This is a genomic window from Nocardioides soli (assembly GCF_014191495.1).
In the GTDB taxonomy this organism is placed as follows: Bacteria; Actinomycetota; Actinomycetes; order Propionibacteriales; family Nocardioidaceae; genus Nocardioides; species Nocardioides soli.
On record NZ_JACHWR010000002.1, the window covers coordinates 561596 to 582618 of the forward strand.

Sequence of the window (21023 nt, forward strand, 5' to 3'; positions counted from 1 at the left end):
GCGGGTACGGCGTCGCCGTACCCGCCCCGCTCTCGTCTCAGAGGACCGCGCTCCAGTCGCGCGTCTCGATCTCGCGACGGATCCGGGCGAGGAAGGCCGCCGCGTAGGCGCCGTCGATCGCCCGGTGGTCCCAGGAGAGCGACAGGTGCCCGATGTGGTGGATCGCGATCGACTTGCTGCCGTCGAAGGTCGTGACGACCACCGGCTCCTCGGCGATGCCCTCGACGCAGAGGATCGCGACCTCGGGCGGATTGACCAGCGGAGTGCCTGCCAGCGTGCCGAAGCCGCCAGGATTGGTGATGGTGAACGTGCTCCCGCTCAGGTCGTCGTGCCCGAGTCGGCGCTCGCGGGCACGGTTCGCCAGGTCGGCCGTCCGGGTCGCCAGCGCCTCGATCCGCAGGTCCTGCGCGTCCCGGACGACCGGCACCATCAGGCCCTGGAAGTCCAGGTCGACCGCGATGCCGAGGTGGACCGCGGGGTGCACCCGCAGGCCGCTGCCGACGACGGACGCATTGAGGTGGGGGAACTCCTCGATGGCACGGATCGCCGCCATCGAGACGAACGGCAGGTAGGTCAGGGACTGGCCGGTCCGCTCGCGGAAGGCCGCGCCGTGCTCCTGGCGGGCGCGGTACACCTGCTCGTAGTTGACCCGCATCACCGTCGTCACCTGCGGGATCGTCCGGGCGGAGAGCAGCATCCGTTGGCCGGTCACCTTGCGGACTCGGTTGAACGGCTGCCAGTGCGGGTCCTCGATCGGGTCGGGCCCGTTCGGGTCCGTCGATGGCGGATCTACGACAGCGGGGGAAGCTACCGGCACGGAGACGGGTGCCGGCGCGGGTGTGGCCGCGGGCTCGATCCGACGGGCGGCGGCGAGAACGTCGTCGCGGGTGATCCGACCATCGGCGCCGCTGCCGGTGATGGCGACCGGGTCGAGTCCGTGCTCGGCCAGCAGGCGGCGGACCAGGGGGGTGCGGACCCGGTTGTCGCGCGGAGCGATCGTGGCGACGCCGCCGTGTGCCGGGAATGTGGCCACGTCCGCGACCCCGACGAACGAGGTCGGGGCGTCGGCCCCGCCGTACTCGGTCACCGACGGAGCGGGCACCGGCTCGGCGACGGCCTCCCCGTCGCCGACGATCGCGAGGACGGTGCCGATGTCCACCGTCTCGCCCTCCCGTACGAGCTGCGCGGTCAGCACGCCCGCCAGGGGCGACGGGATCTCGGTCTCGACCTTGTCGGTCTCGACGCTCACGAGCGGCTCGTCGAAGGCCACGGCGTCGCCCACCTGCTTCAGCCAGGTGGTCACCCTGGCTTCGTCGATGGTGTCACCGAGCGGGGGGAGATGGACGTCGGGCATGCCGGCTCCTCAGGAGAGAACGGGGCGTCTGGGAATGCGGACGCCGGAAACCTAAATCGATATTGACATCAGAGTCAACCTTTGGCTACGGTCCCCTCAGCCTGTGGCGCCGATCACCTGCAGCATCGCTCATGGAGGAGTCGAGATGGACCTCATTGGCAGGATTGCCCTCGTCACCGGGGCCAGTCGTGGCTTCGGCAAGCACATCGCGCTCGAGCTCGCGGCTCGTGGCGCCGACGTGGCGCTGGCGGCGCGCACCGCCGCCCCGGTGGACGGCGCCTTCGCGCCCGGCACGCTTCAGGAGACGGCCGCGCAGGTCGAGGCGCTGGGCCGCAGGGCCCTGATCGTGCCGACCGATCTGTCCGACCAGGCCCAGGTCGTCGCGATGGTCGAGACGACCATCGACCACTTCGGCGGCATCGACCTGCTGATGAACAACGCGGGCATGGGCACGGGCGGCGACATCTGCGAGACCCTGGTCGAGGATTGGAACAACATCCTCGCGGTCAATCTGACCTCGCAGTTCCTTGCGATCAAGATCGCCGGCCCGGTGATGAGGTCACGCGGCGGCGGCGCCATCGTCAACATGGGCTCGTATCTCGGCCAGCAGGTCCCGGACCGCACCGACGGCGACCCGATCTCGACCGCGTCGACCGAGGCCTCTGGTCCGGGAATCACGCCGTACGGCGTGACCAAGGCCGCCATCGAGCGGCTCACGCTGGGGGCCGCCGCGGACCTGGCGTCGTACGGGATCCGGGTCAACTGCATCGCCCCGAGGTGGACCGAGACCGAGGGTCTTGACGCTTGGTTCCCGTCGATCGACAAGTCGCACTGGGAGCGACCCGAGGACTGGGCGAAGGTCGTCGGCTTCCTGATGTCACCTCAGGCCGGAGGCATCACCGGCCGCATCGTCCGTTCGGCCGACATGCAGGCCCTCCGCGCGGCCCTGACCGCCGAGCCGGCGCTGGTCTGAGCACCGCCATGACCGATCTGCAGCAGGCGCTCCTCGACTACTTGGTCACGAACATGACCGACGCGGCCGACCAGGAGATCAGCTCGTTCCGGCGGATGCCGGAGGGCTGGTCGCGCGAGTGCTTCATGTTCACGCTGACCTGGAAGGAGGGTGGCGGGGAGCAGAGCCGTGACCTGATCCTCCGCAAGGACCCGGCGGGCAGCCTCGTCTACACGGACCGGATGGTGGAAGCGGGCATCATCCGCGCTCTCGCGGACACCTCGATCCCGGTGCCGGCGGTGTGGTTCCTCGAGGTCGACGGAGCAGCGCTCGGCTCGCCCTTCATGATCATGGAGCGGCTGCCCGGCACCTCGTCGCCCGCTGTGCTCTACGCGCCGGAGAATGCCGAGATCCGGCGGAGCATCGGTCACGACTTCATCCGGCATCTCGCGACGCTGCACACGACCGAGATCGAAGGCCGTGACCTCTCGTTCCTGGGCCCGGTGCCCACGACCGCCACTGCCGGCGTCCTGTCCCTCGAGCACTGGGAGCGGACGATGGCGGAGCAGCAGCTGGAGCCGCAGCCGTTCCTGACCCAGGTCGCGCGCTGGCTGCGCCGCAACATGCCGGAGGCGCCGCGGGTCTCGGTCCTGCACAACGACTACCGGACCGGGAACTTCCTCTTCTCCGGCGAGCACATCACCGGCGTCGTGGACTGGGAGCTGGCGCGCTTCGGCGACCCGATCGAGGACCTCGGCTGGGTGTTCAAGGACATCTGGCGCCTCGACGGAAGGATCTGCGGCTTCTTCGAGCCCGACGAGTTCGTGGCGATCTACGAGGAGTGCTCCGGCATCACCGTCGACCGCGAGGCCCTGCGCTTCTGGGAGGTCTTCGCCGAGTTCAAGCACAGCGTCATCGGCCTCACCGGAACGCGCACCGCCGTCGAACGCAAGACCGACGAGATCAACTTCTCGATCGCCCACCTCTACCTGCCGCCCTTGTTCCAGGAGCAGGCCTCCCGCATCGGCATCTGAGGAGAACAGGATGCGCCCGACCACTCTCGAGTTGCTCGAGGAGCTCGACCACGTCCTCGAGACGCAGATCGTGCCGCTGCTCCCGGACGAGCACGTCAAAGCACGGATGAACGTCGCCAGCCAGATCATCCGGGCCGTGCACAATCGGGTCCGTCTGCAGGGCGAGGTCCTCGCCGCGGACAACGCCGACCTGGTCGCGCTGCTGGCGCGGCTGGCCGGCCAGTCCGATCCCGGCGGGGAGCCGGCGTACGTCAGCGTCGACAGTCTGGCCGAGCGCAACGACGTGCTGAAGGCCGCACTGGTTGCGGCCATCGACGGGCTCGACGCCCTGCCCGAAGCCGAGCGGTCCCGCGGCGACGATGCCATCAACGCCTACCTCCGGCGCCAGCTGGACCGGGAACTCGAGCTGACCGCGCTGCCGGTCTTCGGCGACGCGCCGGCCGACCTCCCGCTCGTCTGACAACCCCCACACTGAAAGGCTCCACCATGACCGAGGACGTCCTCGACCGGGTGCTCGATCGCGTGCTCGACGGCGCGGCCTCCCGCTTCTCCGTCGCCGGAAAGGTCGCCGTCGTCACCGGCGCGTCCTACGGTCTCGGCCAGCTGTTCGCCCAGACCCTCGCCGCCGCGGGCGCCGACCTCGTGCTGACCGCTCGCTCGGCCGACAAGCTCGAGGAGACCAAGAAGCTCGTCGAGGCGCGCGGTGCCCGGGCGAGGACCGTCACCGCCGACGTGCGCGTCTACGAGCAGCTCGAGGCGGTCACCCAGGCGGCGGTCGACGAGTTCGGCGGCATCGACGTGATGGTCAACAACGCCGGCATCGGCGACCCGCGCGGCCTCCACTCGGAGATCCTCGAGCCGGAGAAGCCCAAGGAGGAGATCGAGACCGACCTGGTCGGCACCTGGTACGGCATGCGGGCCGCGGCGCCGCACATGCTGCGTCAAGGCAGCGGCAGCATCATCAACATCTCGTCGATCCTCGGTATGGGTGGGCACGAGCACCGCACGCCCGGGTACGTCGCCGCGAAGGCCGGCGTCAACATGCTGACCCGGTCGCTCGGCTGCGAGTGGGCGGACCGTGGCGTGCGCGTCAACGCGCTCGCCCCCAACTACTTCCTGTCCGAGTCGACCCGCTGGATGTTCGAGCAGAGCGGCATGGACGAGTGGGTCCGCAGCCGGACCCCGATGCGCCGGGCGGGCAGCAACGAGGACCTCGTCGGTCCGCTGCTCTTCCTGGCCAGTGACGCCTCCTCGTACGTCACCGGTGCGGTCATCCCCGTCGACGGTGGCTGGAGCGCGAGCGCGGGCTATGCGCAGCAGACCCCGCCGTTCGACAGCTGGGACGAGGCCAACCGCCCGATCCTCCCGGAGGCCTGAGCCGGTGCCGGAATCTGGACGGACCGCCGGTCGCTCCGACGTCGAGGAGCTGATTCGCCGGCACGCGACGGAGCGTCCCGACGACGTCTGGCTCAAGTGGCTGGACGAGCAGTACTCGTGGCGTGAGGTGCTGGACGCCGCGAGGCGGGTCTCCACCGGGCTGGTCGAGCGCGGCGTCCGCCCGGGCGAGCGCGTGGCCCTGATGCTGCCGAACCGCCCGGAGTTCCTGTGGGCGCACTTCGGCATCGTCTTCGCCGGCGCGCTCTCCGTCCCGATCAACATCTCGCAGCGTGGGGCGACGCTCGAGTACATCCTCCGCGACTCCGGCGCCGTGGCCGCGATCTTCGCCCAGGACCTCCGCGACGTCGTGGTGAACGCGACTGTCGGCTGCCCGAACCTGCGCTCCCTCGTGACCGTCGACGGCAGCCACGACTCGGTCGTCCAGCACACGTTCGAGGACCTGATGGCTGCGCCCGCCGGCGACCTCGACCTCGAGGACCACGCGACTGGTGGCGTCGGTCTGATGTACACCTCGGGTACGACCGGTCCGCCCAAGGGTGTGGTGACCAAGGCCTACGACCTCGCCAGCCTCGAGGCGCTGATCGCAGAGGCCGGCGTCCGACCCGGCGAGACGATGTACACGCCGCTGCCGCTCTACCACGGCAACGCGCTCGTCGTGTCCGCGCTCGGGTCCATGGTGGCGGGCGGCCGGCTCGCGTTGAGTCCCAAGTTCAGTGCCTCGCGGTTCTGGGACGACATCCGGCGGTACGACGCGGTGGAGTTCAACGCGCTCGGCGGCATCATCCCGATCCTGCTCAAGCAGCCGCGGCGGCCCGACGACCACGAGAACCCGGTGCGAGTCGTGCTCTCCGCCGGTGCCCCGGACGATGAGCGGTGGGAGCTGTTCCAGCGGCGCTTCGGCGTACGCCTCGTCGAGTGGTTCGGCATGGTCGACTCACCGGGCACGCTGCTCAACACCTCCGGTCGCCCGGGCAGCATGGGCCGTCCGGTCGGTGGCGTCGAGTTCCGCGTGGTCGACGACGCGGACCAGCCACTGGCCACCGGTCAGGTGGGGGAGCTGGTCTTCCGGCACCCACTCGGGCAGCTCTCCCGCTACCACAACGACGACGAGGCCACTCGCCAGGCGTACCGGGGCGGTTGGTTCCACTCCGGCGACCTCGCTTCGATGGATGAGGATGGGTGGTTCTACTACCGCGGCCGCAAGAAGCAGTCGATGCGCCGGCGCGGGGAGAACATCTCGGCCTGGGAGATCGAGACCGTCCTCATCCAGCACCCGGACATCGAGGAGTGCGCCGCCTACGGCGTGCCGTCCGAGATGGGGGAGGACGAGGTGGCCGTCGCGATCGTGCCGGTCGCCGGCGCGACGGTCCGTCCCGAGGGCGTCATCGAGTTCTGCCAGGGCGCGCTGGCGCAGTACGCACTGCCGCGCTTCGTGACCGTGCTCGACGAGCTCCCGAAGACCGGCACGCAGAAGATCCAGTACGAGGCGCTGAAGCAGGACTGGCAGCCCGACCTGGCCTGGGACCGACAGACGATCGAGGGGGCACGCTCATGAGGAAGGTGTTCGTCGCCGGGGTGCACATGACCCGGTTCGCGAAGATGCCGGAGGAGACGGTGCGCACGATGGCCGAGGCTGTTGTCGCAGGGGCCCTGGCTGACGCAGGGGTCGGGCCCGATCAGGTCGGTGCGACGTACTTCGGCAACGCGATCAGCGGTGTCATCACCGGACAGGAGATGGTCCGAGGACAGTCCGCGCTCCGCAACACCGGCGTGCTCGGTGGCCCGGTGTTCAACGTGGAGAACGCGTGCTCGTCCTCCTCCTCCGCGTTCAACCTGGCGTGGCAGACGGTCGCGTCCGGCCAGGCCGACGTCGTCCTCGTCGTCGGGGCCGAGAAGATGACCGAGCCCAGCGGGTTGCGTGCGATGCAGGCGTTGGAGTCCGCCGTCGACCTCGAGGAGGTTGACGTGCTGAAGTCCCGGCTCGGCGAGCGGGCCGATGGCGACCGGTCGTTCTTCATGGACCTCTACGCCGGCACGGCGCGCGGCTACCTCGAGCGCACCGGTGCGACGGCCGCGGACTTCGCCCAGGTCTCGGTGAAGAACCACCTCCACAGCTCGCTCAACCCGCATGCGCAGTTCCGGAAGACGACGACCGTCGAGGAGGTGCTGGCGAGCCGCACGATCGTCGACCCGCTGACCCTGCTGATGTGCTCCGCGATCGGCGACGGCGCGGCCGCGGTCGTGCTCTGCGCCGAGGACCGGCTGCAGACCGACCGCGACCGGATCGAGGTCCTCGCGAGCGTCGTCACGTCCGGCTATGCCCGGCAGGAGACGGCGTTCGAGGACTCCGCCGTCGTCCGGGCGGCCGCGCGCGCCTACGACCTTGCCGGTGTCGGCCCGGAGGACCTGCAGCTCGTGGAGCTGCACGACGCCGCGGCTCCTGCCGAGCTCGTGCTCTACGAGGAGCTCGGTCTGTGCCCGCGCGGCGACGGCGCCAAGCTGCTCGCCTCGGGCGCGACCACTCTGGGGGGTCGGCTGCCGGTCAACACCAGCGGCGGGCTCCTGGGCAAGGGACACCCGGTCGGTGCGACGGGGTGCGCACAGATCACGGAGATCGCCGAGCAGATGTGGGGGCGCGCGGGTGACCGACAGGTGCCCGACGTCCGGTTGGCCCTCGCGGAGAACGGCGGCGGCTACATCGGCTCGGACTCTGCGGCCGCCGTCGTCACCATCCTGTCGCGCTGACGCGGCATCCGAGTCATCCATCGAAGCAAGCACCGAAAGGATCGGTCGTGGAGTTCAAAGAGGTCGTCGGCAACCGACGCTCCGTCCGGCACTTCCTGCCCTACAAGCAGGTCGAGCGAGAGAAGATCCAGGTCATGCTGGAGGCGGCCAACCGGTCGTCCCGGTCCATGAACGCGGACTACGTCAAGGCGATCGTCGTCAACCGCGACGAACTCAGTGAGGAGCTGCGCGACTCGCTGCGCAACCCGACGACGACGTTGGACCTGGACATGGCGCCGACGTACGTCATGTGGTTCATCAATCTGAAGTACCCCGAAGGCACCAAGGAGCGGCTCAAGCAGCTCATCGACCATGGCGTGAACACGCCGAGCCACGGGTGGTCGCACGCGTACGTGGACGGAGTCATCCAGAAGACCGTGATCGACAAGATCGCCGGGGACGACTTCCGCCTCAACTGGATGGGTGCGATCGAGGCGGGTCAGGCGATCGCGCAGGCCCTGTTGGCGGCGTACGACGAAGGCCTCGGCGCGTGCCTGCACAACTTCAGCGACACCAAGATCCGAGAGGCGCTCAACGTCCCGGACCACTGGCGTCGGGCCTGGATCATGCTGGTCGGCTACCCCGCCATGGGTGTCGAGGACGGGGGACAGCGCCCGCGTCGCCCTCTGGGCGAGAACTTCTACTGGGGCGATGCCGACACGCCGTTCGAGTCCGACCCGGCCGTCGTGGCCAGGCTGACCGAGGCCAAGCTGCTGCAGACCCCGAGCCCCACGCCGCACCGGTTCGAGGAGATCCGTCTCTTCAACCGCGAGTTCGGCCTCCCCGACTGACCGACGACCCGACGAAGAGAGACAACATCTCATGAGCAACGACTTCACCGTCGACTCCCTGATGCCGACCGCGGAGGTGCAGCGCTGGCTCGCCAGCGCCAAACTCGACAACCAGCCCGAGATCGAGCAGACCTCCCGAGTGCGGCTCCTCGCGGACTTCTGCAACGCTCGGGGCGAGAGCCCCACCGACATGATCGCCCGGGTGCTGCGCGGCGGCGAGGAGGACGGGCAGTACGAGATTGCGATCAAGGGTAGGCGCGAACTCGATGCCGCGATCGACGCCTGGGGTGACGACCTCGGGGTGACACTGCACCAGAACATCACCGCCGGCAACGTCCTGCGGAGCTTCTTCATCCATAACGGCGTGCAGATGCAGGGACGCCCGTCGCTGTGAGCACCGGAAGCCTGCTCGTCCCCGAGCCCGTGAAGTGGACCTACATCTACGCGCTCGCCGACGACCCGTCGGCCGAGGCGTGGCACCGGGACGAGTGGCTCCCCGGCCTGGCGAAGCTCGACGGAGTCGACCGAGTGGTGGCGCATCGGACTCGGGAAGCGCCGCAGCCGGAGGACGTATCCCGTCCGCTCAACGCCTGGGCCGGGCTGGTCGAGGTGCACCTCCGGGAGCCCGACTTCCTGGCGTCCGTGCTGGCCGCCCGGGTGAGGGAGCACCTGGGCGGCCGGTTCACGGACCTGCGCGGGCTCCTGTCGACCATCCGGGAGGAGTACGACCTGCGGCGCGACGTACCGGCGCAGCAGCATCCGTACCTCACCGAGACCATCAGCTGGAAGGGCACGCGGCCGCCGGCGGATGCGCCGTCCGACGACGACCTCTGGCGATACGTCTACTTCTTCCGCTATCGCGACGACGTCGCGTGGGCGGACGGCGAGGACTGGTACCTCGGTCACCACACGCGTGAGGGGCGCCAACTTCCGGGCCTGCGCCGCTACGTGACCTGGCGACGGCGCCGCACCGACCTGCTCGATGCCGACACGACCGGCCGGCTCAACGGCTTCGCCCGCTACACCGAGCTCTGCTTCGAGTCGTTCGAAGCCTGGCATCGCGCGACGCACAGTCACGGCCCTCGATGGCGGATGGACGAGCGCTATCCCGCGGGCGTCTGGACCGACTACCAGCAGCTCTTCATCGGCACGACCCCCGACATCGACATCACCGCCTGATCGCCAGGCGACGCGAAAGGACTGATATGCGGATCGCGGTCACGAACGACGATGGCGTACACGCGCCCGGCATCGCCCGCCTCGCGGCCCACCTCCGCGATGCAGGGCACGAGGTGGTCGTGTGCGCGCCTGATGGCAATCTGAGCGGCGCCGGCGCGTCGACGGGTGCCGACCTGCGGAAGATCAAAGGAATCGCGATCGAGCCGACCACCGTCGCCGGTCTCGACGCCCACCGAGTCTCGTCGACGCCGGCTGTGTGCGCGCTCCTCGCCGTCCGCGGCGCGTTCGGCGGGCCGGTCGACCTCGTGATGTCGGGAATCAACCCGGGCACGAACATGGGACCGAGCGTCCTTCACTCCGGCACGGTCGGTGCCGTCGTCACCGCGGCCAACTTCGGCGTACCCGGGCTCGCGGTGTCGATGGACGCCGAGGAGCACGCTCCCGACGAGATCTTCGACAGCGCCGCCTCGTGGGCACTGTTCGTGCTCGACAACACCGACCTCGGCGGCCCACCGCGGGCGATGAGCCTGAACGTCCCGGGCCTCCCGGCTTCGGAGGTGAAGGGCGTGCGGGCGACCGGGCTGGACGCGACCCCGGGTTTCCGTGCCGCTGGTGTCCGGACGGTCGAGCCCCTCGCCTCCGGTGGCCGGCTCGTGTCGTTCGTCTACGAGCCGGTCGAGCGCCGGCTCGACGCGGACGGCGACGTGGCGGCCGTGCGCTCCGGGTGGGCGAGCCTGAGCTGGCTCACGTCGATCAGCGCGGACGAGGCACCCCGAGGCGCCTGGCGCGAGGGGCGCCCGACGTCGCTCGTCTGATCCGGAGCTCGCAACAGATAGAGAGGTCACGATGGCCAAGTCGACGCGTACCGGGACGCCGTCGGGGCTCGAGGCTGCCTCGGCGCCCGATGCCGAGCCCCCCGACTCGGCGCTGATGAACGCCGACGCCCTGGCCGGTCTGTCGGCCAAGGGGCTGCGCACTCGCAAGCGGCTGCTGGAAGGAGCGCGGAGCGCCTTCGAGAAGAAGGGCTCCTATGTTGAGACGCGTATCTCGGACATCGTCAAGGAGAGCGGCGTCGCGTACGGCAGCTTCTACACGTACTTCGAGTCCAAGGAGGCGCTGTTCTACGAGCTGGCCGTCGAAGTCGTTCACGAGATGTACGTCGAGGGCACCTCGCGCTACCGCGGTGACAATCCCCTCGAGCGCATCGACGCCTCGAACCGGCAGTTCCTCGACTCCTATCGCCGGCATGCGGCGATGATGACGATCATCGAGCAGGCCGCGGCGCTCTACCCCGAGTTTCGTGCTCTGCGCCGCCGCCTCCGTCAGGGGTTCGTCGACCGCATCGCGGCCAACTTCGAGCGGCTCTCGAGTGCCCGTCGGATGGACACCTCCATCGACCCGGTCATCGCGGCGCACGCGCTGGTCTCGATGACCGACAACTTCGGCTACCTGTGGTTCGTCCTCGGGGAGTCGTTCGACGACGAGAAGGCGCTGACGACCCTCACCCAGCTCTGGGGGAACTCGCTGGGCCTGCGCCGGTCCTAGACCGCACCGTTCGCGCGCGCAGTAGCGATGCACGCCTGGACCAGCGCTGCCCGGCTGGGGGCGTCCTGCGCGACGATCGGCGCGACCGACCCCACCACGTGAGAGGGAAGGGCGGGCGCGAGGTCGGCGTCGGCGGGGTCGAGCACGACATGGGTGAGGAGGTCCGCGAAGTGCTCGGCCACGGCGATCGGCTCGTGGGCGACGCCGCGACAGGCCAGCAGGGCGGCTCGCGCGTGGTGCCGGCGGCGGTCGCGCTGGAGCTCGGGTGGTGTGGTCACGACGGGACTGATCAGCGCGACCGGCCGCCCGGCCCCCCTCCGTGCCGCGAGGGCCTCGCGGACGCCGTCGAGCTCGAGGGTGGGCTCGAGCGACGCGACCGGGCTCGACGACGTCAGGACGACGATGTCTGCCTCGGCGATGGCGGCGAGGACACCGGGCGAGGGAGTCCTCGGTCCAGGCCAGCGCACGTCGCGGACGGCCGGCGCAGCGTGGTCGCGTACGAGCCATTCCTGGAACGCCGAGATCCCCGCGTCGGTCACGATCACAGAGCCGCGCGGGCTCAGGCTCGCGGGGAGGACTCGGGCATCGGTGCCGGCCTCGCGTGCCAGGACAGCGGTCACCCCGGCGAGGTCCGCGCCGTCCGCGAGGAGCTTGGTCCGCCGGACGTGGTGCGCCCGGTCCTGCACGCCGAGGTTGAACCAGCCGGTCGCTCCGGCCGGTGACGGGAGGAACTCGTCGCCGCGGATTCCCCACCCGCGCTCCTCGTCCAGCCGCCCGCCCAGGGCGTACAGGACGGCATCGGTGTCCGGGCACACCAGCAACCCGTCGACGATCCAGTCGTCGGCGACGTTCGTGATCAGCGTGGCGCGGTCCTCGAGGCCCCGCTGGGCGAGCGCCAGTGCGAAACGGGCACCACCGAGCCCTCCGCAGAGTGCCGTGATCCTCACGCGAGCCTGGCCTCCCTCCGTCACGACAGCACGCGGACGACGAACGCCGCCACGCAGGCCGGTTTGGCGGCATCCTCGATCTCGACGGTGATGTCGAGGACCAGTTGATGACCACCTGGCACCTCGGTCACGGAGGCGATGCCGCCGACGCCTCGGAGTCGGCTGCCCACCGGGACCGGTGCGGGGAAGCGCACCCGGTCCAGCCCGTAGTTGACGAGCATCCGGCTGCCGCGGACCTCCAGCAGCTGCCCGAGGAAGTAGGACAGGAGCGACAGGCTGAGGAAGCCGTGCGCGATGGGCCCGCCGAACGGCGACGTGGCCGCACGCAGCGGGTCGACGTGGATCCACTGCCGGTCCTCGGTGTGCTCGGCGAAGGCGTCGACGCGGGCCTGGTCGATCTCGATCCAGTCCGTGCTGCCCAGGGGTTCGCCGGCCAGGCCGGGCAGCGCGGTGGGGTCGGTGGCGATCAGCACGATGGCACCGCCCTCACATCGACAGGCCGCCGTCGACGGGCAGCACGACGCCCGTGACGTAGGCGGCCTCGTCGGAGGCGAGGAAGGCGACGGTCGCGCACATCTCCGACGGTTCGGCGAACCGGCCGAGCGGGATCTGGCGGGTCAGCTCGGCGAGCTTGTCCTCGGGAATGCTGGCCACCATCCGGGTGCTCGCGTTGGGGGAGATCGCGTTGACGGTCACGCCGAACCGGCCGACCTCCTTGGCGACGGTCTTCGTGAGGCCGATGATCCCGGCCTTGGCTGCGGCGTAGTTCGCCTGACCGACGTTGCCGTGAAGGCCGGTGTAGGAGGTCACGTTCACGATCCGGCCAGCGCCCTGCTCGCGGAACGTGGGCACGCAGGCCCGCGTCATCCGGAAGGTGCCGCCCGTGTGCACGGCGAGGACCTGCTCCCAGTCGGCGTCGCTCAGCTTCCACACGACGCCGTCGCGCAGTACTCCGGCATTGTTCACCAGGACGTCGATCCGTCCGGACGCCGCCAGCGCCGCTGCCACCGCTCGCTCTGCCGTCTCGGTCGTACTGACGTCGCCGGCGACCGGGGTCGCGTCGCTCAGGCCCGCGGCCTCGGCGAGCGCGGCCTCATCGAGGTCGACCGCGACCACGGCGGCGCCTGCCGACGAGAAGAAGCTCGCGATCTCGAGGCCGATGCCTTGGGCCGCGCCCGTGACGATCACGGACCGCCCGGTGAAGTCCCAGCGGATGTTCGACATGTTCCGTCCTCCTGCGGATGGCGTCAGCTGGTCAGCTGGCGGCCGATGTAGTCCTTGAGTGTCTCGGTCGAGCCCGCGTAGACCGTCTGGATCCGCCCGTCGCGCCAGGCGCGGGAGATCGCGGTCTCGGCCATGTAGCCGTAGCCGCCGTGAAGCTGTAGGCACTCGTCGGCCACGCGGCGTTGGAGTTCCGTCGTCCACCACTTCGCCTTCGCGGCGTCGAAGGCGGACAGGGCACCGGTGTTGTGCTCTTCGATGCAGCGGTCGACGTACACCCGTGCGACGTCGGTCTCGGTGGCCAGCGTCGCGAGGGTCATCCGGATGTGCTGGAGGTCGGCGAGCCGAGCGCCGAACGCCTGGCGCTCGCGCACGTAGGTCGTGGTGGCGGCGATCATCGACTCGCAACAGGCCACCGCCATCACGCTGACGCTGAGGCGCTCCTGCGCCAGCCCCTCCATGAGGTGGTAGAAGCCGCGGTCGACCTCGCCGAGCAGGTTGTCGCGCGGGATCCAGACATCGTCGAAGAACATCTCGGCGGTGTCGGACTCGTGCTGGCCGACCTTGTGGAGCGGTCGGCCGCGGGTGAAGCCGGGGGAGTCGCTGGGCACGGCGAAGAGGGTCATTCCTCGATGACCGGCGGCGGGGTCGGTCTTCGCGGCGACGATCACCAGATCGGAGTTCCACCCGTTGGTGATGAAGGTCTTCTGTCCTTTGAGAACCCACCCGCCGTCGACCGGAGTCGCCTGGCAGCGGATCGCCTTGAGGTCGCTGCCCGCATCGGGCTCCGTCATCGCCAATGCCGTGATGATCTCGCCGCTCACGAAGCCGGGGAGCCAGCGCCGGCACTGCTCGGGTGTGGCGAGCCCGGTGAGGTACGGCGCCACGATGTTCGTGTGGATCCCGACGGTCGAGCCGAGTCCGAGAGAGCCGGCGCGGCAGAGCTCCTCCACGAGCAGCGCGTTGTAGCGGAAGTCCCCGGCCCCGATGCCGCCGTACTCCTCGGGCACGGAGATGCCGAGCAGCCCAGTCTCGCCGGCCCGGCGCCAGAAGTCGCGCGGCGTGGTCCCGGCGTCGATCCACTCGTCGAGGCGAGGGGTCACCTCGCGGCGGATGAACTCGCGCACGGTGTCCCGGAACGCGTGTTGCTCGGAGTCGAGCAGCCGTCGCTCCATGGCGCACCTCCTTGATGTAGCGCGAGGTGCAGGTTAGATGATCTTGACATCAGAGTCAATTAAAGCGAGGGTCCAGGTGTGATCGACCACGGAGGTCGATCCGGTGACAGGAGGAACACATGCCGGAGGCCGTGATCGCGGCGGTGGCCAGGTCGCCCATCGGGCGAGCCACCAAGGGCTCGCTGGTCGACCTGAGGCCCGATGACCTTGCGCTACAGATGGTGGAGGCCACGCTCGCGCAGGTCCCCGAGCTCGATCCGGCGCAGATCGACGACCTGATGCTCGGCACGGCACAGCCCGCGGGGGAAGGTGGGAACAACCTGGCCCGGGCCGTCGCCGTCCTGGCCGGGCTCGACCGGGTCCCTGGCGTGACGGTGAACCGCTACTGCTCCTCGAGCCTCCAGACCACGCGGATGGCGTTGCATGCCATCCGAGCCGGTGAGGGGGACGTCTTCCTCTCGGTGGGCGTCGAGACGGTGAGCCGGTTCCACAAGGGGATGGCGGACGGCCTGCCGGACACCGAGAATCCGCGCTTCCGCCGGGCCGTCGAGCTCACGCGCGACCGCGCGCTCGATGAGCGGCCCTGGCGCGATCCGCGCGACGTCGGCGAGCTCCCGGACCTCTACATCGCCATGGGGCAGACGGCCGAGAACGTCGCCGACAGTCTGGGCGTCAGCCGGCGCGACCAGGATGAGTTCGGCGTCCGCTCGCAGCAGCTGGCGCAGGCGGCGCTCGCCAACGGCTTCTGGGCGACCGACATCGTGCCGGTCACGCTGCCCGACGGCACTGTCGTCGCGACGGACGACGGCCCGCGTGCGGGAGTCACCTACGAGAGCGTCTCCCAGCTGAAGCCGGTGTTCCGGCCCCACGGCACGGTGACCGCCGGCAACTGCTGCGCTCTCAATGACGGGGCGGCAGCTGTGGTCGTCATGTCGGACACGAAGGCCGCTGAGCTAGGCATCACCCCGCTCGCCAGGGTCGTCGCCACCGGCGTGAGTGGGCTGTCGCCCGAGATCATGGGCATGGGCCCCGTGGAGGCGTCGCGCCAGGCGCTCCGACGGGCGGGCATGAGCATCGACGACGTCGACCTGGTCGAGATCAACGAGGCATTCGCGGCCCAAGTGGTCCCGTCGTACCGCGAGCTCGGCATCGACATCGACCGCTTGAACGTCAACGGCGGGGCGATCGCGGTCGGCCACCCGTTCGGGATGACCGGGGCGCGCATCACCAGCACCCTCGTCCACTCGCTCCAGTTCCACGACAAGTCGATCGGGCTCGAGACGATGTGCGTCGGTGGCGGTCAGGGCATGGCCATGGTCATCGAGCGGCTCCGCTGATGCGTCGGCTCGAGGGACGGGCGGCCATCGTCACCGGAGCGAGCCGAGGGATCGGGTTCGCGATCGCCGAGCGTCTGATCGCGGAGGGTGCCTCCGTCTGCATCACGGCGCGCAACGCCGAGGCATTGACGCAAGCCGTGGACAAGCTAGGTCGCGAGCGAGCATGTGCCGTCGCGGGTAGGGCCGACGACGCCGAGCACCAGCGGACGACGGTCCGACATGCCATCGAGCGGTTCGGCCGCCTCGACGTCCTCGTCAACAACACCGGCATCAACCCCGTGGTCGGGCCGCTTGTGGAGGCGGACCTCGACGCCGGCCGCAAGATCGTCGGCGTGAACTGCTTCGGCACCCTGGCCTGGGTGCAGGCCGCGTACCGTGCCTGGATGCGGGAACACGGTGGTGTCGTCGTGAACGTCTCGTCGGTCGCCGGGCTCCGGCCGGCACGCGACATCGCGCTGTACGGCGCGAGCAAGGCGATGCTCAACTACCTGACGCAGAGCCTTGCCATGGAGCTCGCGCCGGCGATCCGGGTCAACGCGGTCGCTCCCGCAGTCGTACGGACGCGGTTCGGCGCGCCGCTCTTCGAAGGGCACGAGGACGAGGTGACAGCGACGTACCCCCTGGGTCGCCTCGGTGAGCCGGAGGACATCGCCGCGGCGGTCGCCTACCTGGCGGCGGACGAGTCGTCCTGGATCACCGGACAGGTGGTCGTCGCCGACGGCGGTCTGACTCTGCAAGGAGGCGTCTGACCGTGAGCGAGCGGCCCACCCCCCAGCAGGTACGTCGTGCGTTGGCCCGTGCGGAGCGCGGTGCGGCCTTGGATGTCGCGGAGGCCACCGCGCTGTTGGCCGTGTCCGGTGTGGAGCTCGACCGGTTGAGTGCGGCGGCCGCGAAGGTCCGCGACGCGGGCCTGGTCGCGGCCGGCCGTGTGGTGGGTGGGCGCGGGGTGGTGACGTATTCGCCGAAGGTGTTCATCCCGGTCACGAAGTTGTGTCGGGACCGATGTCACTACTGCACGTTCGTGGAGACGCCTGGTCAGGCCGCGCGCGAGGGTCGTGCGCCGTACCTGTCGCCCGACGAGATCCTGGAGATCGCCTCGCAGGGCGCGGCGATGGGGTGTCTCGAGGCGCTGTTCACCCTGGGCGACCGGCCCGAGGAGCGGTGGCCCGAGGCGCGGGCGTGGCTCGACGAGCAGGGCTACGACTCCACGCTCGCCTACGTGCGCGCGATGGCGGTGCGGGTGCTGGAGGAGACCGGGCTGCTGCCGCACCTGAATCCCGGGGTGATGTCGTGGGAGGAGCTGAACCGGCTCAAGCCGGTGTCCCCGTCGATGGGGATGATGCTGGAGACCACCTCGCGGCGCCTGTTCGAGACCAAGGGAGAGGCCCACTATGGCTCTCCCGACAAGGATCCCGAGGTCCGGATGCGGGTCCTCGAGGACGCGGGCCGGCTGTCGATCCCGTTCACCACCGGGCTGCTGGTCGGGATCGGGGAGACGCTCGAGGAACGGGCCGAGACGATCTTCGCGCTGCGTCAGGTCTCACGGGCGTACGGGTCGGTGCAGGAGGTCATCGTCCAGAACTTCCGGGCCAAGCCCGACACCGCGATGCGGCACGCCGACGACCTCGGTCTCGACGAGTACCGTGCCGCGATCGCGGTCACCCGGATCGTGCTCGGCCCCAAGGCCCGGATCCAGGCGCCGCCCAACCTGGTGGATCTGGCCGAGTGCCGGGCCCTGCTGGACGCGGGCGTCGACGACTGGGGCGGCGTCAGCCCGCTGACGCCCGACCACGTGAACCCCGAGCGGCCCTGGCCCTCGCTGGAGCGGCTGCGGTCGATCACCGCTGAGTGCGGCTTCGAGCTCGCGGCTCGGCTGACCGTGCACCCCGAGTACGTCCGCGCCGGCGAGCCGTGGCTGGACCCCCGCGTCTCCGGCCACGTCGCCGCGCTCGCCGCCGACGACGGCCTCGCGCGCCCCGGCGTACGGCCCGTCGGGATGTCCTGGCAGGAGCCCGACGGCGGCTTCGCCTCGGTGGGCCGCACCGACCTCTTCGAGGCCGTCGACAGCGAGGGACGGTCCGAGGACCGGCGCTCGGACTTCGCGAACGTGTACGGCGACTGGGACTCGGTGAAGGCCGCGGCGTCACGCACCGGTGGTTTCGAGACGGTTGCCAGCGAGCACACGGTGGTCGGGGAAGGCGCGCTAGCGCCTGTCTCGAAACCACCGTCGGGGGCGCTCGCAGCCCTCAGGGCCGCCGAGGCCGACCCGGGCAACCTCTCCGACGAGCACGCCCTGACCCTGATGACCGCGGAGGGCGACCTGCTGCGGCAGGTGTGCCGGCTGGCCGACGACCTGCGCCGCGAGACCGTCGGCGATGACGTGACCTACGTCGTCAACCGCAACATCAACTTCACCAACGTCTGCTACGTCGGCTGCCGGTTCTGCGCGTTCGCCCAGCGGCGCACCGATGCCGATGCCTACTCACTCTCCCTCGACGAGGTCGCCGACCGCGCCCAGGAGGCCTGGGACCTCGGCGCGACCGAGGTCTGCATGCAGGGCGGGATCGACCCCGAGCTGCCCGCCACGGCGTACTTCGACCTGGTCACCGCGGTCAAGCAGCGGGTGCCGCAGATGCACGTGCACGCGTTCTCCCCGATGGAGATCGTCAACGGCACCGCCCGCACCGGCCTGTCGATCGAGGACTTCCTGATCAAGGCCCGCGAGGCCGGCCTCGGCTCGCTGCCGGGCACCGCCGCGGAGATCCTCGACGACGAGGTCCGCTGGGTCCTCACCAAGGGCAAGCTGCCCACCCGCACCTGGATCGAGATCGTCTCCACCGCCCACCGCGTCGGCATCCCGACCACCTCGACGATGATGTACGGCCACGTCGACCACCCCCGCCACTGGGTCGGCCACCTCCGCGTCCTGGCCCGCATCCAGGACTCCGCACTGGAAGCCGGGAGCACCGGCTTCACCGAGTTCGTGCCACTCCCCTTCGTGCACACCAGCGCACCGATCTACCTCGCCGGCGTCGCCCGCCCCGGCCCCACCATGCGCGACAACCTCGCCGTCCACGCCATGGCCCGGATCATGCTCCACGGCCGGATCCACAACATCCAGACCTCCTGGGTCAAGCTCGGCATCGACGGCACCCAAGCCATGCTCCAAGCCGGCGCCAACGACCTCGGCGGCACCCTCATGGAGGAGACCATCTCCCGGATGGCCGGCTCCGAACACGGCTCCGCCAAGACCGTGGCCGAACTCGTCGAGATCGGCGCCGGCATCAACCGACCCGTCCGCGAACGCACCACGACCTACGGTCGTGGGGTCCTCAAGCGGAGTTGATGCCGAGGCCGCCGTCGACGCGGTGCCAGGAGCCGGTGATGAAGGAGGCCTCGTCGGTGGCCAGGAAGCACACCAGTGCGGCGACCTCCTCGGGTGCGGCGTAGCGCGCGAGCGGGATCGCGTCCCGGAACTGCGAGCGCACGATGCTGCCGTCGTTGTCGCTCAACCCGGTCTCGATGGAGCGCATCATCCGGCCCTCGATCGGGGCCGGGCAGACGGCGGTGACGCGGATGCCGGCGACGGACTCCTCGGCGGCGACCGTCTTGGTCATGCCGAGCAGTGCGTGCTTGCTCATGCCGTAGGCGATCATCCCGGGCGTGCCCTGGAGGCCGGCCACGGAGGCGACGTTGACGATGGCACCGCCACCGCGGGCCCGCAGAAGCGGCACGGCGTGCTTCATGCCGAGGTAGGCACCGCGCACGTTGATGGCGAACGTCCGGTCGAACACCTCGTCGTCGTACTCGCTCGTCGCGGCGAAGCCGCCTTCGGTGCCGGCGTTGTTGACCAGGATGTCCAGGCCGCCGAACCGCTGCGCAGTGGCGGTCAAGGCGGACCGGACGTCCTCGCCACGGGTGACGTCCATGCGGACGGAGGAGGCGTCGTTCCCGATCTCGGCGGCGACCGCCTGCGCCGCGTCGAGGTCGACGTCGCCGAGGACGACGGTGGCTCCGTCCGCGACCAGCCGTCGAGAGACCGCGGCGCCGAGGACGCCGGCGGCTCCGGTGACCAGTGCGACCCTGCCGGTGAGACGGGACATGGGACCTCTTTCGACGGGAGCGGGATCGGCAGGCGGGCGGTGGTGAGCAAGTCGAGAACGGTCCGCCATGCGATCGAACTGACATGATTCTGACATCGAGGTCAATATACGACGCCCCAGAGTCGGTCGGAGTGGACCACGTCCGTGCGGTCTGCCCATGCCTTCGGTCCTGGCGGATCGACCACGGGTACTGGGCGGGGCGCCGTGCGAGGCGCGTGCTTCATGCCGGGGGAAGGGCGGCCGGCTTACTGCCGAACGACGCTCGTCGGCCCGTCGTCACACCCCGGCCCACTCCAGACACTCGCCGCCACGAAGGGCGCGGCGGATCGGGGACGCACTACGCTAGCCCTCCGTCGGCCAACCCGAGATGCGCGAAGGAGCGGATCGCAGTGCCGAAGTCACGCGCCAAGGGCGCGGAGCCCGACTCCGCCGAGGGCGACCAGCCGCCGTCCGCGCTGCTCACCGACCCTGGGCTGCCACCTGCGCGCTCGGAGGATGCCCTCTCGGCGCTGTCGCCGAAGGGCCTGCGAACCCGCCAGCGCCTGCTGGATGGTGCTCGGCGCGCCTTCGAGAAGTCCGGCTCCTATGCCGACACGAGGATCAACGACATCGTGAAGGAGACCGGCTGCGCGTACGGCACCTTCTACACGTACTTTGATACCAAGGAGCAGCTCTTCTACGAGCTCGCCGTCGACGTCGCCAACGAGATGTACCGCGAGAACGCGTCCCGAGCCCGTGGTGCCGACCTCGTCGCGCGCATCGACTCCGGGCTGCGGCAGTTTCTGCTCTCCTATCGGGAGCACGCCGGGATCCTGGCGATCATCGACCAGGCCGCCGCGCTCTATCCGGAGTTCCGTGGCCTCCGCCGCCGCATCCGCGACGTGTTCGTGGACCGTAACGTGGCGAACTTCCAGCGCTGGTCGGAGGACGGTTGGTTCGACCCCGCCATCGACCCCGTGGTCGCGGCGCACGCCCTCGTCAGCATGATCGACAACTTCAGCTATCTCTGGTTCGTGCTCGGTGAGCCGTTCGAGGAAGAGAAGGCGCTCGCCACCCTGTCGCGGCTGTGGACCAACGCGCTCGCCGTTCCGAGCAACCACCCGGCCGATTGATCGACGCGGCGCGTTGCCACCCCAGGCTGGACCCGACTGTCGCTCTGCCACCGGCCGAGGTCGGTGGCGCGGGCATGCGACTGTGACCATG

General features: G+C 70.0%; 21 protein-coding genes. 15 read left to right on the forward strand and 6 right to left on the reverse strand.

The window, feature by feature from the left end; translation table 11 throughout:
* Nucleotides 1–37: 37 nt before the first annotated feature.
* Nucleotides 38–1354 (reverse strand): dihydrolipoamide acetyltransferase family protein, encoded by a 1317-nt coding sequence (locus FHU40_RS13175; RefSeq protein ID WP_183592770.1) that lies wholly within the window; start codon nucleotides 1352–1354, stop codon nucleotides 38–40.
* 145 nt (nucleotides 1355–1499) lie between these two features.
* Between FHU40_RS13175 and FHU40_RS13180 the strand changes: the two genes are divergently transcribed.
* Genes FHU40_RS13180 through FHU40_RS13230 form a run of 11 tightly spaced genes read left to right on the forward strand, consistent with a single transcriptional unit; the run spans nucleotide 1500 to nucleotide 11037 of the window.
* Nucleotides 1500–2327 (forward strand): SDR family NAD(P)-dependent oxidoreductase, encoded by an 828-nt coding sequence (locus FHU40_RS13180; RefSeq protein ID WP_183592771.1) that lies wholly within the window; start codon nucleotides 1500–1502, stop codon nucleotides 2325–2327.
* An 8-nt stretch (nucleotides 2328–2335) separates the two neighbouring features.
* Nucleotides 2336–3340 carry a phosphotransferase family protein gene (locus FHU40_RS13185; RefSeq protein WP_183592772.1) on the forward strand — a complete coding sequence of 335 codons (1005 nt, stop codon included), beginning with the start codon at nucleotides 2336–2338 and terminating at the stop codon, nucleotides 3338–3340.
* A gap of 10 nt (nucleotides 3341–3350) precedes the next feature.
* Nucleotides 3351–3800, forward strand: a complete 450-nt coding sequence (locus FHU40_RS13190) for a hypothetical protein (protein WP_183592773.1) — start codon at nucleotides 3351–3353, stop codon at nucleotides 3798–3800.
* Nucleotides 3801–3826: 26 nt separating this feature from the next.
* A complete protein-coding gene (locus tag FHU40_RS13195) occupies nucleotides 3827–4717 on the forward strand; it encodes an SDR family NAD(P)-dependent oxidoreductase (RefSeq protein WP_183592774.1) in 891 nt (296 codons plus the stop codon).
* 4 nt (nucleotides 4718–4721) lie between these two features.
* Nucleotides 4722–6293, forward strand: coding sequence for an AMP-binding protein (locus FHU40_RS13200; protein ID WP_183592775.1), 1572 nt, complete (start codon nucleotides 4722–4724; stop codon nucleotides 6291–6293).
* A complete protein-coding gene (locus FHU40_RS13205; RefSeq protein WP_183592776.1) occupies nucleotides 6290–7483 on the forward strand; it encodes a thiolase family protein in 1194 nt (397 codons plus the stop codon). Before FHU40_RS13200 ends, FHU40_RS13205 begins: the two co-directional genes overlap by 4 nt.
* Nucleotides 7484–7530: 47 nt before the next feature.
* The gene (locus FHU40_RS13210; RefSeq protein WP_183592777.1) at nucleotides 7531–8313 is read left to right on the forward strand and encodes a nitroreductase family protein; all 783 of its coding nucleotides are present in this window, start codon (nucleotides 7531–7533) and stop codon (nucleotides 8311–8313) included.
* 31 nt (nucleotides 8314–8344) lie between these two features.
* Nucleotides 8345–8707: a hypothetical protein gene (locus FHU40_RS13215; protein WP_183592778.1), complete on the forward strand. Its 363-nt coding sequence runs from the start codon at nucleotides 8345–8347 to the stop codon at nucleotides 8705–8707.
* Nucleotides 8704–9492 carry a hypothetical protein gene (locus FHU40_RS13220; RefSeq protein ID WP_183592779.1) on the forward strand — a complete coding sequence of 263 codons (789 nt, stop codon included), beginning with the start codon at nucleotides 8704–8706 and terminating at the stop codon, nucleotides 9490–9492. The genes FHU40_RS13215 and FHU40_RS13220 overlap by 4 nt, the downstream gene beginning before the upstream one ends.
* A 26-nt stretch (nucleotides 9493–9518) precedes the next feature.
* Nucleotides 9519–10307 (forward strand): 5'/3'-nucleotidase SurE, encoded by a 789-nt coding sequence (gene surE, locus FHU40_RS13225; protein ID WP_183592780.1) that lies wholly within the window; start codon nucleotides 9519–9521, stop codon nucleotides 10305–10307.
* 31 nt (nucleotides 10308–10338) lie between these two features.
* Nucleotides 10339–11037: a TetR/AcrR family transcriptional regulator gene (locus FHU40_RS13230; RefSeq protein WP_183592781.1), complete on the forward strand. Its 699-nt coding sequence runs from the start codon at nucleotides 10339–10341 to the stop codon at nucleotides 11035–11037.
* Here the strand turns inward: FHU40_RS13230 and FHU40_RS13235 are convergent.
* From FHU40_RS13235 to FHU40_RS13250, 4 genes are read right to left on the reverse strand one after another with little or no spacing between them, the layout of a single operon-like run.
* The gene (locus FHU40_RS13235) at nucleotides 11034–11984 is read right to left on the reverse strand and encodes a 2-phospho-L-lactate transferase CofD family protein (protein WP_183592782.1); all 951 of its coding nucleotides are present in this window, start codon (nucleotides 11982–11984) and stop codon (nucleotides 11034–11036) included. The two genes, FHU40_RS13230 and FHU40_RS13235, sit on opposite strands and share 4 nt — an antisense overlap.
* 20 nt (nucleotides 11985–12004) lie before the next feature.
* On the reverse strand, nucleotides 12005–12457 hold the full coding sequence (locus FHU40_RS13240; RefSeq protein ID WP_183592783.1) for a MaoC/PaaZ C-terminal domain-containing protein: 453 nt from the start codon (nucleotides 12455–12457) through the stop codon (nucleotides 12005–12007).
* 13 nt (nucleotides 12458–12470) lie between these two features.
* Entirely contained in the window at nucleotides 12471–13208 is a 738-nt protein-coding gene (locus FHU40_RS13245; RefSeq protein ID WP_183592784.1) for an SDR family oxidoreductase, read from the reverse strand.
* Between the two features lie 23 nt (nucleotides 13209–13231).
* Complete coding sequence (locus FHU40_RS13250; RefSeq protein WP_183592785.1) at nucleotides 13232–14380, reverse strand: acyl-CoA dehydrogenase family protein; 1149 nt, start codon at nucleotides 14378–14380, stop codon at nucleotides 13232–13234.
* A 119-nt stretch (nucleotides 14381–14499) separates the two neighbouring features.
* On the opposite strand from FHU40_RS13250, the gene FHU40_RS13255 reads away from it, so the two are divergent.
* Genes FHU40_RS13255 through FHU40_RS13265 form a run of 3 tightly spaced genes read left to right on the forward strand, consistent with a single transcriptional unit; the run spans nucleotide 14500 to nucleotide 19063 of the window.
* A complete protein-coding gene (locus tag FHU40_RS13255; RefSeq protein ID WP_183592786.1) occupies nucleotides 14500–15717 on the forward strand; it encodes an acetyl-CoA C-acetyltransferase in 1218 nt (405 codons plus the stop codon).
* Complete coding sequence (locus FHU40_RS13260; RefSeq protein WP_183592787.1) at nucleotides 15717–16466, forward strand: SDR family oxidoreductase; 750 nt, start codon at nucleotides 15717–15719, stop codon at nucleotides 16464–16466. Before FHU40_RS13255 ends, FHU40_RS13260 begins: the two co-directional genes overlap by 1 nt.
* Nucleotides 16467–16468: 2 nt before the next feature.
* Nucleotides 16469–19063 carry a bifunctional FO biosynthesis protein CofGH gene (locus tag FHU40_RS13265; RefSeq protein ID WP_183592788.1) on the forward strand — a complete coding sequence of 865 codons (2595 nt, stop codon included), beginning with the start codon at nucleotides 16469–16471 and terminating at the stop codon, nucleotides 19061–19063.
* On the opposite strand, the gene FHU40_RS13270 is transcribed toward FHU40_RS13265, so the two are convergent.
* Complete coding sequence (locus tag FHU40_RS13270; RefSeq protein ID WP_183592789.1) at nucleotides 19050–19820, reverse strand: SDR family NAD(P)-dependent oxidoreductase; 771 nt, start codon at nucleotides 19818–19820, stop codon at nucleotides 19050–19052. The two genes, FHU40_RS13265 and FHU40_RS13270, sit on opposite strands and share 14 nt — an antisense overlap.
* Before the next feature lie 389 nt (nucleotides 19821–20209).
* Here FHU40_RS13270 and FHU40_RS13275 point away from each other — a divergent pair, with 389 nt between their 5' ends.
* A complete protein-coding gene (locus FHU40_RS13275; protein ID WP_183592790.1) occupies nucleotides 20210–20932 on the forward strand; it encodes a TetR family transcriptional regulator in 723 nt (240 codons plus the stop codon).
* The last annotated feature ends 91 nt before the right edge of the window (nucleotides 20933–21023 follow it).